Raw genomic sequence first — 16630 nt, 5'->3', positions numbered from 1 at the left:
CGCCTGCACCCGCGCCCCCAGCCCCTGAGCCCGTGATTGCAGAGGACGCTGCGTCGATCGTGGTCACGGGCAGTCGCGTCGCGTCGTCGCGCGCGGCGCCACGGTTCGCGGCAAAGCCCGGCGTCAACGTGGGCAGAGCCGAGGCGCGCGCGCAAAGGGTTGCCGGGATCGCATCGAACGCGGGAATCGCAACCGCGCGGCGCGGCGACTGGAATGCCTGTACCGTCAACGATCCCGAGCCGGGCATGGCCGGTTGCGGCCGCCTCGTCGACACCGACGCCAAGGGCCCGGCGGGTGAGGCGGCGCAACGCGTCTCGGACGGATTGGCGCAGGCCCGGCGCGGCGACTTGAACGGCGCGCTGGCGGCGCTCGATCAGGCGGTGAAGCTGCAGCCCCGCGCCGCCTTTGCCTATCTCAACCGCGGGCTCCTCCACCAGCGCCGCGGCGACGTCGAGCAGGCCAGTGCAGATCTCGACCGCGCCGTTCGCTACGCGCCGCACGCCGCGCGCAACTATTATGCGCGCAGCCTCCTGCGCCGCGAACGCGGCGACAGTCGCGGTGCCGATGCCGACGCCGCGCGCGCAGTCGAACTCGACCCGCGCTACGCCGCCCTGATCGACTGAGCAGGGCGCGCTAGCCGCACAGGAAACGCTCGAGATCGTCGCAGCCGCCGATCCGCTGCTCGCCGATGAACACTAGCGGGGTCGTTTGGAGGCCATGCTCCGCCTTGATCGCCTCGACTTCCTCGCGCGACTGCAGCAGCCGATCGTCGACCTCATAGCCGTTCTCGACGAGCAGCGATCGCGCGCGAACGCCGAAGGGACAAACATGGTCCGGCAAGACCATCCGGTAGAGCGTCGCGCGGCGGTCGTCGGGCATCGGGCCTCCTCCAACTGAAGGAAACATCAACGCCCGGCGCGCGCTTTCGCCCAAGCTCAGATATCATTGAGCTCGTCAAAGACCTCGTCGGACAGCTCCAGCGACGCCGCCGCGAGATTCTCGCGAAGATGATCGACTGAGGAGGTGCCGGGGATCAGCAGGATGTTGGGCGACCGCCGCAACAGCCACGCCAGCGCGACCTGCATCGGCGTCGCGCCGACCTTGGCCGCCACTTGCGACAAGGTCTCGGACTGCAGCGGGCTGAAGCCGCCGAGCGGGAAGAAGGGAACATAGGCGATCCCGTCCTCGGCCAGCGCGTCGATCAGCGCATCGTCGCCGCGATGCGCGAGATTATATTGGTTCTGCACGCAGACGATCTCGGCGAGTCCGCGCCCCTCCTCGACCTGCGCGGCGGTCACGTTGCTGAGCCCGATATGGCGGACGAGGCCCTGGCGCTGGAGATCTGCCAATGCCCTGAGCGGCGCGGCGATCGATCCTTCGGCCGGCCCGTGCACGTCGAACATCACCCGCAAATTGACGACTTCGAGCGTCTCGAGCCCTAGATTGCGCAGATTGTCCTCCACGGCCCGCGCGAGATCGTCCGGGCCGAAGGCCGGAAGCCATGAGGCATCTTCGCCGCGGCGCGCACCGATCTTGGTGACGATCACCAGGTCCTCGCCATAGGGCGCCAGCGCCTCGCGGATGAGCTGGTTGGTGATGTGCGGACCGTAAAAGTCCGACGTGTCGATATGGTCGACGCCGGCCGCCACCGCCGCGCGCAGGACGGCGAGCGCCGCGTCGCGGTCGCGCGGCGGCCCGAACACGCCGGGTCCGGCAAGCTGCATTGCGCCATAGCCAAGCCGCTTCACGGTGCGGCCACCCAGATTGAAGCTGCCTGCTCGATCGATCGTCTGCATGCTCGTCTCCTTCGCTCGGCATCAAATAGGCGCTGGATACTGATCCGATAATCCGACACGATCCGCACAGGCTGTACGGATTCTCGAACAATGACTCCCGATCTCGGCGACCTGAATGCGTTTCTCGCGGTGGCGCAGGCGCGCGGTTTCCGGGAGGCCGCGCGGATCAGCGGCGCCAGCGCGTCGAGCCTCAGCGAGGCGGTGCGCCGGCTGGAGACGCGGCTGAGCGTCCGCCTGCTTCACCGAACGACCCGCAGCGTCACACCGACCGAGGCCGGCGCGCGGCTGATCGACCGGCTGGGCCCCGCGCTCGGCGAAGTCGAGGCGGCGCTCGACGTCGTGACCAGCTTTCGCGACGGCCCCACCGGCACGCTACGCCTCAACGTGCCGGTGAGCGTGACGCGGCTCGTGCTGCCCGCGATCCTGCCGGGGTTCCTCGCGGCCTATCCCGGCATCCAGGTGGAGATCATCGCGGAGGACAGCTTCGTCGACGTGCTGGCATCGGGCTGCGACGCGGGCGTGCGCTATGACGAACGGCTGGAACAGGACATGATCGCCATCCCGATCGGCCCGCGCACCCAATGCTTCGCCACCGCCGCGGCACCGGCCTATCTGGAGCGCCGTGGCCGTCCGGCGCACCCGCGCGACCTGCTCGATCACGCCTGCCTGCGCGGCCGCTTCGCGAGCGGGGCGATCGCCGGCCCGTGGGAATTCGAGCGCGAAGACGAGATCGTCCGTATCGAGCCCGACGGGCCGCTGGTGGTGCGCATCGGCGCGGGCGCCGACCTTATCGTCGACATGGCGCTTGCCGGCACCGGCATCGTCCATCTGTTCGAAGGCTGGCTTCGCCCGCATCTGGCCAGCGGCGCGCTGGAACCGGTGATCGAGGACTGGTGGCAGCCGTTCTCGGGCCCGTTCCTTTATTATTCGGGCCGCCGGCTGGTGCCGCCGCCGCTGCGGGCATTCATCGATTTCCTGAAGGCGCCCGCCGGCGGCACGGCGGAGTTCGACTTGTAACCGCGATAGCCGAAGTTGGTTTGTTTCCCCACCGAAGAAGTGGGAATGACCGGATCGCCAAAGGGAGAGCGAGATGGATGTGACACGGCGTGGGGTGCTGCTGGCAGGCAGCGGATCGGCCTTCGGGCTGTTCTCATGGCAGGCCGAGGCGCAGTCGCGCCGCGCCAAGCGCCAACTCGCGCTGCCCCGCCGGCCCAAGGCGCGCCCGCGCAACATCCTGATCGTGCTCACCGACGACCACCGCTACGACGCGATGGGGTTCATGAAGGCGCAGAGCTTCGGTGAGACCCCGACGCTCGACCGGCTCGCGCGCGAAGGCGTGCACTTCAAGAACGCGTTCGTCACCACGGCGCTTTGCTCGCCGTCACGCGCGTCGATTCTGACCGGGCTCTATGCGCACCAGCACCGAGTGGTCGACAACAACCATGCGATCGACCCGAACCTGATCTTCTTCCCGGAATATCTGAAGGCTGCCGGCTACGACACGGCATTCGTCGGCAAATGGCATATGGGTCAGGAAGGCGACGATCCCCAGCCCGGCTTCGACCATTGGGTGAGCTTCAAGGGCCAGGGCACCTATCTGCCCAGCGCCGACGGGCTCAACGTCGACGGCAAGCGCGTGCCGCAAAAGGGCTATATCACCGACGAGCTCACCGACTACGCCGCCGACTGGCTGGAGAAGCGGCCTAAGGACAAGCCCTGGATGCTGTATCTCAGCCACAAGGCGGTCCATGCCGAGTTCATCCCCGCCGAGCGCCACGCCGGCCGCTACGAGCACGAGACCTTCCGCTATCCCGCGACGATGGCCCCGAGCGGCGAGGCCGCGCGTGGTCGCCCGCGCTGGGTGCAGGACCAGCGCAACAGCTGGCACGGCGTCGACTATGCCTATCACTCGAAGCTCGACATCGGCGCCTATTACAAGCGCTACATGGAGACGCTGCTCGCGGTCGACGAAAGCCTCGCCAGGATCATCGACCTGCTCGCGGCGCGCGGCGAGCTGGACGACACGCTGATCCTCTACATGGGCGACAACGGCTTCATGTTCGGCGAGCACGGCCTGATCGACAAGCGCACCGCGTATGAGGAATCGATGCGCGTGCCGATGATCGCGCGTTGCCCCGCGGCGTTCGGCCACGGCGTGGTCGAGGAGGTGGTCGCCAATATCGACGTGGCGCCGACCTTCCTCGACGCCGCCGGGCTCGAGCCGCCCAAGGAAATGGAGGGCAAGAGCTTCCTGCCGCTGGCGCGCGGCGAGCAGGTGCCGTGGCGCAGCGAACTGCTCTACGAATATTATTGGGAGCGGAATTTCCCGCAGACTCCGACGGTCCATGCGCTGCGCGAGGACCGCTACAAATATGTCCATTTCCACGGCATCTGGGACATCGACGAGCTCTACGACCTCCACGCCGACCCGCACGAGACCAACAACCTGCTCGCCGCGCCGGGGCATGAGGAACTCGCCCAGCAGATGAGCACCAAGTTGTTCGACCTGCTCGACCGTACCGAGGGCATGCAGATCCCGCTCGCCCGCGATGCCGGCGAGCGCAACGCGCTGCGCGATCCCAAGGGACCGGGCCAGGGCGCTTTCCCGCCCTCCTTGCTCGAGCCGCCGGCAAAGCGCGCCTTGGGCTGGCTCAAGCAAAAGCTCCATACCCGATCAGCATAGTAGGATTTACGTCCGCGGCACATCAAGGCTGGGAGGCGATCGATGAACAAGCGGGTTTGGGCTGGATTGTTGGGGACGACGCTGCTGGCGAGTGCGGCACTGCCCGCGACCGCATGGGCGCAGGCTGCCGCGGCGCCCGAGGCAACCGATACGGCCGAAAGCAACGAAGTCGTCGTCACCGCGCGCTTCCGCAACGAGAGCCTGCAGGACGTGCCGATCGCCGTCTCGGTGGTGAGCGGCGACGTCGCCGCGTCGCGAAACCTCAATACCATCCAGGACTTGGCCACTGTCGTCCCGACGGTCGACTTCCGCAACGGTCAGTCGAACAAGGACCGTACCGTCTTCGTCCGCGGCATCGGGACGATCACCACCTCGCCCGGCGTCGAATCCTCGGTGTCGACGGTGATCGACGGCGTCGTATTGGTCCGCCCGGGTCAGGCGACGCTCGACCTGCTCGATCTCGAACGGCTCGAAGTGCTGCGCGGTCCGCAGGGCACCTTGTTCGGCAAGAACGCCTCGGCCGGCGTGATCAACCTGGTCACCAAGCGGCCCTCCGAAACGCAAACCGGGACGATCGAGGCCGGCTATTACGAAGGCGACGAGGGCCGGCTGAAGGTGGGGCTTTCAGGCCCCCTGTCGGACAAGATCGGCTATTCGCTGAGCGGGCTCTATGCGAAGTATCGCGGCAATGTTCGCAATCTCGGCACGGGCAATTGGGTCAACGGCTATGAGCGCTGGGGCGTGCGCGGCAAGCTCGTTGCCGACCCGACCGAGGACGTCACGATCACCCTCGCCGGCGATTATCTCTACAATCGCGACGACACCCCGCAGGGCGTCTATTCGAGCACCAACCGCGTCGCCTATCCGACCAATGTCGTCACGCCGAGCCCCGCGCTCGCCACGCTGATGACGCAGGAAGGGATCGTCGCCAGCCGCGACAACAAGACGGTCAACACGACCTTCGACAGCGAAGTGCGCGACAAGAATTACGGCGGCTCGCTCACCCTCGAATATCGCCCGGGCGACTACACGCTGACGTCGATCACCGCCTATCGCGAGTGGAAGAACCACCAGCGTCCCGACTGGGACGGCCGTAATAGGCTCGCGGCTGGCTTCCCCGCGGGCTTCGACGACGGGCTGGTCGACTTCTACCAATTCTCGCAGGAGCTGCGCCTCGCCTCGCCGCAGGGCAAGTTGATCGACTATGTGATCGGCGCCTATCTGCTCAAGGCCGATACCGACGAGCGCTACGAGCGCACCGTCACCCAGCTGATCGGCGGCGCGCAGGTCACCAACAACGGCGTTGCCAATTACGGCATCCGCGCCGAGAATTACGCGCTGTTCGGCGAGGCCAATCTCCACGCCACCGACGGGCTCACCTTCATCGCCGGCGGCCGGCTGATCTACGACAAGCTCCGTTACTTCCACCGCCGCGTCTCGGACACGGCCGCAGGCGTGGCGGGCATTCGCCCGTCCTACCAGAGCAACGGCAGCACCGACCGGCTCGATTACAGCGCCCGGCTCGGCGTGCAGTACGCGATCGTGCCGCAGGCGACCGCCTATTTCACTTTCTCGCGCGGCTATAAGGGCCCGGCGTACAACGTCTATTTCAACATGCAGGCGTTCGACACCCCGCCGCTCGATCCCGAGACCTCGACCAGCTACGAAGTCGGCCTGAAGGGTAGCGCGCTCGGCGGGCGGGTGACTGGTGCGATCGCCGCCTACAGCACGGACTATTCGGGCTTTCAGGCGAACTTCCAGGACATCTTCCTCGGCGCGCCGGTCACGCGCCTGATCAACGCCGGCGACGTCTCGACCAAGGGCATCGAGGCGGATCTTAGCGCCCGCCCGATCGACGCGCTGACGCTCAACTTCGCGGTGGCGCGCACCGACGCCAAGGTCGAGCGCTTCAACTGCCCGGCGAGCGCGACAAGCTGCGTCTCGATCGACGGCCAGCCCCTCCCCTTCGCCCCCGACTGGAAGCTGAGCGGCGGCGCCGCGCTGCGCCTGCCGCTGTCGGATGCGCTTTCGGTCGAACTGCAGAGCGACGCGAGCTACAAGAGCGCGACGCAATATTCGCTGACCCAGACGCCCGACACGATCGAGCCGGGCTACGGCCTGTGGAATGCGAGCGTCGCGCTGATCGGCGGCGACAAATGGGAGGTGCGGGCGCTGGTGAAGAACATCCTCGACCGCCATTATTCCAACTATCTCGGCTACGGCACCACCGCGGGCGTGGTCCGCTTCGTGCCGCGCGACAATGACCGCTATTTCGGTATCAATGCCCGCACCCGCTTCTGAGCCGGCGGCGGCAGCGGACGACAAGGGCGCCGAGGGTCGTTGGGTGATCCTCGGCCTCGTCTTCGTCGCGATCATGCTCAATTATGTCGACCGGCAGATCCTCGCGCTGCTCAAGCCGACCTTGCAGGCCGAGTTCCATTGGTCCGATCGCGACTATGCGCACATGGCCTCGGCCTTCCAGTTCGCCGCGGCGGTCGCGTTCCTCGGCGCCGGCTGGTTCATCGACCGAGTTGGAATCCGCCGCGGCTTCGGGATCGGCGTGGCGCTGTGGAGCCTCGCCGGGATGGCGCACGCCGTCGCCGCGACGGTGACGCAGTTCGTCGTCGCGCGCGCGGCGCTCGGCGCGGCCGAATCGATCGGCACTCCCGCCGCGGTCAAATCGGCGGCGACCTATTTCCCGGCCCGAGAGCGCTCGCGCGCGCTCGGGATCGGCAATACCGCACCCAATTTCGGCGCGATCCTGACGCCGCTGCTGATCCCGGCGCTGGCGCTGGCGGTCGGGTGGCGGGCGAGCTTCCTGATCGCCGGCGGGCTCGGTCTGGTGTGGGTGATCGCGTGGCTGCGCGTCGCGCCGCCGGCACCAGCGCGAGCGGCGGAGATTGGCGAGCCCTGGGCGAGGCTGCTGCGCGACCGGCGCACGCTGGCTGTCGCGGTCGCCAAGATACTCAGCGACCAGGTCTGGTGGTTCCTGCTGTTCTGGACTCCGGACCTGTTCCACCGCCAGTTCGGGCTTGCCCAAGGCGCGCTCGGCGCGCCGGTGGCGCTGGCTTACGGGCTGGCAGCGCTTGGCGCGATAACCGGCGGCTGGCTGCCCGGTATGCTGCTCGCGCGCGGCTGGTCGCTCGAGCGCAGCCGGCTGACGACGCTGCTGGTCTACGCCTTGCTCGTGCTGCCGGTGCCGCTGGTGCTCGTCGCCGGAAACGCCTGGGCGGCGGCATTGCTGCTCGGGCTCGCGCTGTTCGCGCATCAAGGCTTCTCGACCAACGTCTTCGGGCTCGCCACCGACCTCTTCCCGGCGTCACGCGTAGGGTCGGTGATCGGGATCGGCGCCTTTGCCGGCAACCTTGCAGGCATGGCGATCCTCGAGCTCGCCGGCTGGTCGCTAGACAACGGCCATGGCTATGCGCCGATGTTCTGGATCGCGGCCTTTTCGTACCTGACCGGCGTGGCGCTGGTTCGCCTGATCTTGCCGCGAAGTGCGTAGTTTGTCCGCAATGTTCCCCGGCGAAGGCCGGGGCCCAGTTCCAATGCAGTTCGAGAGGGCTATCCGCGCTCGCCGGGTTCGCAGAAGCTGGGCCCCGGCCTTCGCCGGGGAACAGGTAAATGGGCTTCTAAGCGCTCTGCTAAGCCAGCACCTCCTCGATCGTCACCACGCGATGCTCGCGCAGGCTGATCTCGGCCGCGACGCCGATCGCCACCGCCCGCAGCCCATCCTCGGCGGTGACTTCGACCGGCCCCTCGCCGCGCACCGCCCGCGCGAACGCCTGATGCTGGTAGAAGGTCGAGCCGTGATGCGATCCGGCCGCCAGCGCCGCGGGGTCGACAGCGACCGTGCGCCGCTCGGGCCGCTTGGCATTGCCGAAGCCGACCCGCGGCGACAGGGTGAGCACGCTGCCGGGGATGCTGACGTCGAGCCGCGCCACATCGCCGGTCGCGACGATCTCCTCCTGCTCCTCGGCACCATCGGCGAACATGCACAGATCGAGCATTGCGCGGGTGCCGTCGGCGAAGTCGACGACCGTATAGCTGTTGTCGACGATGTCGGGCCGCGCGCCGTCATAACGCTCGTCGAGATGGTTCACGTCCTGCCCGCCCGAGCAGAACACGCGTACCGGTTCCGACCGGACGATGAAGCGCATCAGGTCGAAGAAATGGCAGCATTTCTCGACCATCGTGCCGCCGGTGTTGCGCGCGAAGCGGTTCCAGTCGCCGACCTTGACGAGGAAGGGAAAGCGGTGCTCGCGCATCGCCAGCATGCGCAGCTTGCCGACCGCACCATTGTGCACGCCTTCGATCAGTGCGGCGACCGGCGGCATGTAGCGATATTCCATTGCCGTCCAGAACACAGCCGAATGCTGCGCCGCGCGCTCGGCGATCCAGCGCGCGTCCGCAACCGTCGTGGCGAGCGGCTTTTCGCACAGGATGTGAAGCCCCGCGTCGAACAGCGGCTCGACCACCTGCCGATGCGTGTAGTTCGGGCTGGCGACGATCACCGCGTCGAGCCCGGCATGGCCGGCGAGCGCCGCCGCATCGGGATAGCGCGCCACCGCATTCGCCTTGTCGCCGAGCGCCTGCACCGCCCAATCAAGCGAGCGGCTTTCCGGATCGGCGATGGCGACCAGCTCGGCGCCGGGCGTGATCGCGAGGTTGCGGATATGCTCGAGCCCCATCATTCCCGTGCCGACAAGGCCGTAGCGGATCCGCGATTCCATTTTGTGCTCCAAAGGACCTGAATATGCCCGAAGCCAATCCCCAAAGCCGCACCGCGGGCAAGAAAGATCGGCTTTCGCCATGCGAGGTCAGCTGGTTTTCCGCGCTGTGCGACGACGATTACGAGTTCCTCGGCCAGCCCGACCCGCGCCTCCAGTCGAGCTGGGAGCATTGCCGCGACATCGCGCTGGCGGCCGAGACCGGTGGCTATGACAACCTCCTGCTCCCCTCGGGCTATGCGCTCGGCATCGACACCACCGCCTTCGCCGCCGCGGTGGCGCCGCTGCTCCAGCGCCTGCGCTTGCTGATGGCAGTGCGCATCGGCGAGAGCTGGCCGCCCCAGCTCGCCCGCCAGATCGCGACGATCGACCGGATCCTCGGCGGCCGGCTGACGGTGAACGTCATCTCGTCGGACCTGCCGGGCGAGACCCTGCCCTCCGGCCCACGCTACCGCCGCACGATCGAGGCGATGCACATCCTCAAGACCCTGCTCGACGGCAAGCCGCTCGACCACCAGGGTGAGTTCTGGCAGCTCAAGCTCGATCCGCCGCGGATCACCACCATCTCCGGCCGCGCCCCCCTGCTCTATTTCGGCGGCTTGTCCGAGGATGCGCGCGAAGCCGCCGCCGAGGGCGCCGACGTCTATCTGATGTGGCCCGATCGCATGGAAGCGGTGGCGGACATCGTCACCGACCTGCGCCGCCGTGCGCAGGCGCGCGGTCGCACGCTGCGCTTCGGCTACCGCGTCCATGTCGTCGTGCGGGAGACCGAGGCCGAGGCGCGTGCCGCCGCCGACCGGCTGTTGTCGAAGCTCGACGCGGCCCAGGGCGACGCCATCCGCGCGCGCTCGCTTGACGCCCAATCGGCGGGCGTGCGCCGCCAGGCCGAGTTGCGCGACGCGTCCAGCGGCGACGGCTATGTCGAGGACAATCTATGGACCGGGATCGGCCGCGCCCGCTCGGGCTGCGGCGCAGCGATCGTCGGCGATCCGGACCAGGTGCTCGCCAAGCTGAACGCCTATCGCGCACTAGGGATCGAGGCGTTCATCCTGTCGGGCTATCCGCACATCGCCGAAGCCGATCTGTTCGCGCGCCACGTGCTGCCGCGGCTGGACCACGGTCCACTGGCCACCCTCTGAACAAAAAAGAGCCCGCCTCCGTGAGGAGGCGGGCCCATTTGGGGAGACCCTCGGGGCCGAGGGTCAGGGGTTAGAAGTCGATCGTGGTGCCGATAGCGATCTGGCGGCCCAGCGAGTCGTAGCGGGCCGAGATCGTGTTCGCGCGCGACAGGCCGATATCGTACGAGTTCGGCAGGATCGGCGGGGTCTTGTCGAGCAGGTTGTTCGCCGCGACGCGGAACGAGAAGCCCTTCTGGACGCGGAAGCTCAAAGCCAGATCGAAATAATCATAGGCGTCGATCCGGTAGAAGGTCGTCCGCACCGAGTCCGGGGTCGCGCCGAGGCTGGTCTCACCCGAGTTCGACGTCCGGGTCAGCGGGCCGAGGTGGCGCCAATTCAGCGACGCGCTGAAGAACTGGTCCGCGGTCGTCCAGGTGCCGCGCAGGTTGTGCGTCCACTTCGGGATGAACTGGCCACAACCGGCGCCGCCGAAATAGCCCGCGCAGTTGCGCTGGGCCAGGAACGAGGCGTCCTGCGCACCCGCCAGGGTGGTCAGCGAACCCGAGAAGTCGAAGTCCAGCTTGCCGGCGCTGCCAAGCGGCAGTGCGTACTGCCCCTGGAAGTCCCAGCCATACGACTTGCTCTTATAATAGTTGGTCGTGCCCTGGCGGATGAAGCCGGTCGCCGGATTGCCGGTCGGGTTGCTGTACAGCGTGCCGTCGGCGTTGCGGACGAACATGCTGCAGAAGAACGCGTCGGCAGTCTGGGCGCAGCCCTGCGAGAAATAGGCGTAGTCGTTGTAGCCGATCGAGTCGTTGAGATCGATCATGAAGCGATCGGCCGACACGACCAGCCCCGGCAGGAAGCGCGGCTTGAGCACGACACCGAAGGTCTTGGTGTATGCAGTCTCGGGATCGACGGTAAAGCCGCCGGCCCGATAGGTGCAGCCGACATCGGTCGGGCAAAGCAGGGTCGCGCTGCCGTACAGATTGCTGGCCAGACCGGTGGCGGCGCATGCCTCGCGCGATGCGGTCGGGGCGCCATAGACGTTGACCGGACGCCCGGTCACCGGATCGATCGACGTGCTGACGATCGTCGGTGCGCAGATGTCGTTATACGCGGTGGTGATCCGGCCATAGCTCGAGTTCGAGCCCTGGAACGCCTCGACCACGGTCGGTGCGCGCTGGGCGCGGTTGATCGAGCCGCGGAAGGTGATGTCCGGGATCGGCGCCCAGATCGCCTCGGCCTTCCAGGTCGAGAACTTGTCCGGGTTGCTGCTGTACTTCGACAGGCGATAGGCGCCGTTGAGCTGGAGCAGATCGGCGAACGGCTTGTGCTGGACGATCGGCGCCTGGAGCTCGACGCTGCCTTCCCAGACATGCTGGGAGAGATAGCGATCGGCGTCGTCGCTGATCGTCGTGCGCCAGATCTCGTCGGCGTGGCTCTTGAGCTGATCCTCGCGATATTCGGCGTTGAGCGCGATCGCGAGGCCCTCCTCCGCCCACGGGCTCTTGATGCCGTAGGTGCCGAGGTCGCCCTGGACGGTGAGGATCCCGTTGTAGAGCGTGTTGGTCGTGGTCGACGTGCCGTAGGTGTTCTGAATCAGATAGTTGAACAACGTGGTGTTGTTGACCGTCGAGCCTGCGCTGAACGGATCGAAGGGCACGCAGCCATTCGCGACATCGTTGACGCAAGAGATCACGCCGCCGTTGTTGACCGTGTTGAGCGCGTTGTTGACCCGGGCATAGGTCGGGCCCGCCGACCAGCTGGTGTCCATCTTGTTGCGGGCATAGACGCCGCCCAAATCGTAGCTCCAGCCCTGCGCGAACTGGCCGCGGACGCCGCCGGTGATGCGGGTGCCCTGGTTGAGATAACGGTCCTCGAGATCGGGAACCCCGGTCAGGCGCGTGCGCAGCTCGATCGGTACGGTGGTGGCGGTGCCCGCGTTCGCGCCGCAGATCGTCGTCGCCTGCGATGCCGACAGGAACGGATTGGCGCAGCTTACCAAATACGGGCCATTGTCATAGTTGGTCGAGCTGAAGACGCGTGCCGGATAAACGTTGGCCGACTTGTCGCGGAACCACATCACGCTCGAATAGAGTTCGGCAGCGTCCGAGATCTCGAACGAGGCAAAGCCGCCGGCATTCCAGCGCTCGTCCCGGCGCTGGAACGAATAGCCGTCATACGGATTCTCGGCAACGCCGGTCGAATAGGGCACAAAGCTGCGCGTGCCGTCCGGGTTGTTGACGTAAACGTTGCCGTTGTTCGGACCGCTGCGCGGCGAGACATAGCCCGTGCGGGTATAGGTCGAGACCGTGCAGCTCAGCGGGCCGTCCTTGACGGTCTCGGTCAGCTGGCAGCCCGAGGTCTCGCGCGCGCCGAACGGCACGAGATCCGCCTTGCGATAATTGACATAGCCCGAGATGTGGAAGCGATCGTCGAACAGCTTCTTGCCGGCGGTCAGCGAGAGATCGACGCGGCCGCCATCGGTGACGAAATTGTGGTTCGGCTGGGCGAAGCCGTACTGGCTGGCGACCTGCGAGATCAGGCCCGGCTTGTTCTGGTGCGCGTAGAAATTGTAGTTCGCGTTCGCCTGAAAGCCTTCGAAATTATTGTCCAGGATGAAGTTGACGACGCCGGCGACGGCGTCCGAGCCGTAGACTGCCGAGGCGCCGCCGGTGAGGACGTCGACGCGCGAGATCAGCGACGTCGGGATCATGTTGGCGTCGAGGCCGTTCATCGTGCCGAGGCGCTTGCCGTCGACGAGGATCAGGGTACGCTCGAAGCCGAGGTTGCGCAGCTTGATGCGCTGGCGGCCGTCCGAATCCTGGTAGTTCTGCTGGCTGTCCGGTGCGATCGACGGGATGCGGTTGAGCACTTCCTCGATGTTGACTGCGGCCTGGGCGCGGATCGAATCCGAAGTGACCGAAGTGATCGGCGATGCTGCCGCAGCATTGGGACGCGTAATGCGGCTGCCGGTGACCACGACTTCGCCGCTGTCGGCGTTGTCGTCCGCGGGCGTCGCGGCGGCGGCCGTTACCTGATTGCCTTCATCCTGGGCCATGGCAGGCATCGCAAAGACCCCCGCCACGCAGGTCGACGCCAACAGCAACGCATTCAACTTCTTCATGTGCATTTCCTTGTGACCCTGAACCTTATTTCGTGCCGCGTGGCCCTTTGAGGCTCTCCGCGGCGCGTACTTCCGTGCGGCCTTCGAGGTCGGTGACCGCGAAGGTAAATCCTGGCTGGAGCGCGAAGGCGCCGACTTCGCCGCGCGTGTCGATCGCGAGAAAGCCGACCTGCGCGTCCTTGACCGCGTCGCCGCGCAGTTGCGCGATGTGGAGCACCGCTTCGCGGCAGGCGGCGGCAGGCGACATGCCGGCGCGCATCGACGCGACGACGCGCGCGGTGCCGGCGATGCGGGTGACTTCCTCGCCGACGCCGGTCGCGGTGGCGCCGCCGACGCCCTTCTCGACAAACAGTCCGCAGCCCGCCTGGGGCGAATCGCCGATCCGGCCGCGCAGCTTGAACGCCATTCCCGAAGTCGTGCAGGCGCCCGCGAGGCGGCCGTCCGGCCCGCAGGCGAGCATGCCGATCGTATCGTGATCGAGCGCCGAGCCACGCTGGTTCTCGCTATTGGCGATCGGCTGGTATTTTGCGGTCTTGAGCCACTCGCGCCACGCCGCCTCGGCCTCGGGGGTGAGCAGCTTCACCGCCTTGAAGCCCTCGGCAAGCGCGAACTGGCGCGCGCCCTCGCCCACCAGCATCGTGTGCGGGGTCTTTTCCATCACCCGGCGCGCGACCGAGATCGGGTGCATCATGTCCTCGAGCGCGGCGACCGCGCCCATGTTGCCGGCATCGTCCATCAGGATCGCGTCGAGCGTCACATGGCCGTCGCGATCGGGATAGCCGCCATAGCCGACCGAATGGTTGGTCGGATCGGATTCGGGAACCTGGGCGCCGGCTTCGAGCGCGTCGAGCAACGTGCCCCGCGCCTTCCAGCGCGCATAGGCCGCAGCGTTGGCGGCGGCGCCGAAATCCCAGGTGGAGACGAACAAGGCGCGCGAAGCAGCCTTGGGTTCGGCGATCGCAGGCGCGGCGGCAGTCAAGCCGGCAAGGCCCAGTCCGATCGCTCCTCGACGCGAAGTCTCCATCCCCGATCCCTTTCGATCGCCGCTTCCGGCGGCGCCCGTTGGCAGACGTGGCGGGTGCCACATTGCTGAAACACAATTCTCACAGGTGAAACATAATTTCAATACCAAAAACAAAATTGGTTTTATGAAAATGTGACTGCGATAGGACCAATGGTTTGCACGCAACGCAGATCGCCGCGACCCCACAGGGGGTCACGGACGTATCCTTCGATCAGCAGCTGTGCGGCTATGGCTTGACGGTGAATCCGCCGATCCCAGCGATCGCCAGGCGTGGCTCAGGCAACGCGGTCTCGTCGAAGCTGAGGCGCAGATAGCGTGCGGCGCGTGGCGTCGCGAAGGGAACGCGCTGAGTCGACAGCGCATAAGCGATGTTGCTGAATTCGCCCGTCGCCGCGGGCTGCCAGCTGTTCCCGTCGGCGCTGGTCTCGGCGATATAGTGCTTAGGCGGCGACGCCTTGGACATCACGTGCCGCGACGGCGTGAGGCTGAACCCGGCGAGTCGCTCGGACTTGCCGAGGTCGATCGTGACGCTGGCCGGTGTGGATGCGCTCGGCGCGGGCAGCACCCAGACGCTCGCCGCGTCGTTATCGAGCAGCTTTTCCGCGCCGGTTGCGCTCGCCTTGACGATCCGCCAGCGCGTCACGTCGAGCACCGAGGAATCGCTCGACACGATCGCCGGCACCGGCACCGGCGCGACCGAGCGGAACAAGGCGAATTCGCTGATCGCCGGAGTCGCCGGGGCCTCGATGATGCGCAGCCGCACGCGCCGCGCCGCGACCGGCGCGAGCAGCCGGATGATCCGCTGCGCCGAGATGCATTCCTGCTCGGCGAGCGTCCGCCATGTGCCGTCGATCTCGGCATCGACCGCGAAGCGGGTGACGCGCACCCCGAGCGGCAGATATTCGCGGAGACGGATCACGTCGAAGCGCGTCCCCGGCTTGAGATCGAGCGTCAGCACCGGCGCGGTCACTCCCTCGGGACTGGTCCAATAGGTCTCGCGATCGCCGTCGAGCACGCGCGCCGGCGCGAAGCCCGGGCGGCTGTGGCTGGCATGGGCGACGGCGCCCTTTGCGAGGTCGCGGGCGAAGGTCGCGCGGATCGCATCGCCGAACGATTTGAGGACGCGCACGTCCTGATCGGGGATGCGGCCGCGGCGATCGGGGGGAATATTGAGGTTGAGATTGGTCCCCCGCCCCACCGATTCGTCGTACAGCCGGATCAGCCGCTCGGGGCTCTTGACCTTTGAATCCTCGTCGGAATGGTAGAACCAGCCCGGGCGGATCGAGACGTCGGTTTCCGCCGGCCACCACAAGGCACCGCCGCGCACCCCCGAATTGCCCTCGCTCTGAACATAGGGGTGGTTCGGCATCGTCGGCCAGCACGGGTCGCCGGCGACGCCGTCCTCATTGCCCACCCAGCGAATGTCGGCGCCGAGCGGATCGAAGGTGCAGGCGTTCGGCTGGAGCTTGTGGACCAGCGCCACGATCGACGGCCAGTCATAGTAACGCGGCGCATCGATCTTCCGCGCCTCGCGCGCGCCGCCATAATAGCCGTCGCCGCCATTGGCGCCGTCGAACCAGACCTCGAACAGCTCGCCGTAGCGCGTGCAGAGCTCGGTCAGCTGCGCACGGTAGTAATCGACATAGGCGGGCCGGCCATATTCGGCATGATTGCGGTCCCAGGGCGAGAGATAGAGCCCGAAGGGCAGCTTCGCGCGCTTGCACGCGTCGGCCATCTCGCGGACGATATCGCCCTTGCCCTGCTTGTACGGGCTGTTGCGGATGCAATGCTCGGTGAGCCGGGTCGGCCACAGGCAGAAGCCGTCATGATGCTTGGCGGTGAGGATCAGCCCTTCGAGCCCGCCCGCCTTGACCGCCGCGACGATCTGGTCGGCATCGAAGTCGCTGGGATCGAACAGCTTGGGGCTCTCGTCGCCATAGCCCCATTCCTTGTCGGTGAAGGTGTTGATCGAGAAATGGACGAAGGCGTAGCGCTCGCGGCCGTGCCAGCGCCACTGGCGCGGGCTCGGCACCGCGCCGAACGGCCTGGGCGCCGCGGCCTGGGCGAACGAGGGCGTGGCGGGGAGCGCGCTCGCGGCGAGCCCGGTTGCGATCAATGTGCGCCGCGAAAGCTCGGTCATTTGGTCCTC

Annotated in this window: 12 protein-coding genes; 6 read left to right on the top strand and 6 right to left on the bottom strand. The window is 67.0% G+C overall.

Features of this window, described 5'->3' with window-relative positions; genetic code table 11:
• The coding region (locus tag AC3WJI_RS03670; RefSeq protein WP_492755888.1) for a tetratricopeptide repeat protein at positions 1–623 on the top strand (623 nt) is incomplete at its 5' end.
• Positions 624–633: 10 nt separating this feature from the next.
• Here AC3WJI_RS03670 and AC3WJI_RS03665 read toward each other — a convergent pair.
• Together AC3WJI_RS03665 and AC3WJI_RS03660 are read right to left on the bottom strand one after the other, a co-directional pair.
• Positions 634–879: a glutaredoxin domain-containing protein gene (locus AC3WJI_RS03665; RefSeq protein WP_492755887.1), complete on the bottom strand. Its 246-nt coding sequence runs from the start codon at positions 877–879 to the stop codon at positions 634–636.
• Positions 880–935: 56 nt separating this feature from the next.
• Positions 936–1796 carry an aldo/keto reductase family oxidoreductase gene (locus AC3WJI_RS03660; protein ID WP_492755886.1) on the bottom strand — a complete coding sequence of 287 codons (861 nt, stop codon included), beginning with the start codon at positions 1794–1796 and terminating at the stop codon, positions 936–938.
• A gap of 90 nt (positions 1797–1886) precedes the next feature.
• Between AC3WJI_RS03660 and AC3WJI_RS03655 the strand changes: the two genes are divergently transcribed.
• From AC3WJI_RS03655 to AC3WJI_RS03640, 4 genes are all read left to right on the top strand, one after another.
• Positions 1887–2813: a LysR family transcriptional regulator gene (locus tag AC3WJI_RS03655; protein WP_492755885.1), complete on the top strand. Its 927-nt coding sequence runs from the start codon at positions 1887–1889 to the stop codon at positions 2811–2813.
• A 73-nt stretch (positions 2814–2886) separates the two neighbouring features.
• Positions 2887–4479 (top strand): sulfatase family protein, encoded by a 1593-nt coding sequence (locus AC3WJI_RS03650; RefSeq protein WP_492755884.1) that lies wholly within the window; start codon positions 2887–2889, stop codon positions 4477–4479.
• Positions 4480–4521: 42 nt separating this feature from the next.
• Positions 4522–6780 (top strand): TonB-dependent receptor, encoded by a 2259-nt coding sequence (locus AC3WJI_RS03645; protein WP_492755883.1) that lies wholly within the window; start codon positions 4522–4524, stop codon positions 6778–6780.
• Positions 6761–7984, top strand: a complete 1224-nt coding sequence (locus AC3WJI_RS03640; protein WP_492755882.1) for an MFS transporter — start codon at positions 6761–6763, stop codon at positions 7982–7984. Before AC3WJI_RS03645 ends, AC3WJI_RS03640 begins: the two co-directional genes overlap by 20 nt.
• A gap of 139 nt (positions 7985–8123) precedes the next feature.
• Here the strand turns inward: AC3WJI_RS03640 and AC3WJI_RS03635 are convergent, their stop codons facing one another.
• Positions 8124–9212: a Gfo/Idh/MocA family protein gene (locus AC3WJI_RS03635; protein WP_492755881.1), complete on the bottom strand. Its 1089-nt coding sequence runs from the start codon at positions 9210–9212 to the stop codon at positions 8124–8126.
• Positions 9213–9235: 23 nt separating this feature from the next.
• On the opposite strand from AC3WJI_RS03635, the gene AC3WJI_RS03630 reads away from it, so the two are divergent.
• On the top strand, positions 9236–10348 hold the full coding sequence (locus AC3WJI_RS03630; protein ID WP_492755880.1) for an LLM class flavin-dependent oxidoreductase: 1113 nt from the start codon (positions 9236–9238) through the stop codon (positions 10346–10348).
• A gap of 70 nt (positions 10349–10418) precedes the next feature.
• Here AC3WJI_RS03630 and AC3WJI_RS03625 read toward each other — a convergent pair whose 3' ends face one another.
• The 3 genes from AC3WJI_RS03625 to AC3WJI_RS03615 form a co-directional block, all read right to left on the bottom strand.
• Positions 10419–13457 carry a TonB-dependent receptor domain-containing protein gene (locus AC3WJI_RS03625; RefSeq protein WP_492755879.1) on the bottom strand — a complete coding sequence of 1013 codons (3039 nt, stop codon included), beginning with the start codon at positions 13455–13457 and terminating at the stop codon, positions 10419–10421.
• A 25-nt stretch (positions 13458–13482) separates the two neighbouring features.
• Entirely contained in the window at positions 13483–14481 is a 999-nt protein-coding gene (locus AC3WJI_RS03620) for a glycosylasparaginase (RefSeq protein ID WP_492755878.1), read from the bottom strand.
• Positions 14482–14707: 226 nt separating this feature from the next.
• The gene (locus tag AC3WJI_RS03615; protein ID WP_492755877.1) at positions 14708–16621 is read right to left on the bottom strand and encodes an alpha-L-fucosidase; all 1914 of its coding nucleotides are present in this window, start codon (positions 16619–16621) and stop codon (positions 14708–14710) included.
• Positions 16622–16630 lie beyond the last annotated feature (9 nt).

This window comes from Sphingomonas sp. FW306-1B-B10E (assembly GCF_058782005.1).
This window is presented reverse-complemented; position numbering and strand designations above follow the sequence as displayed.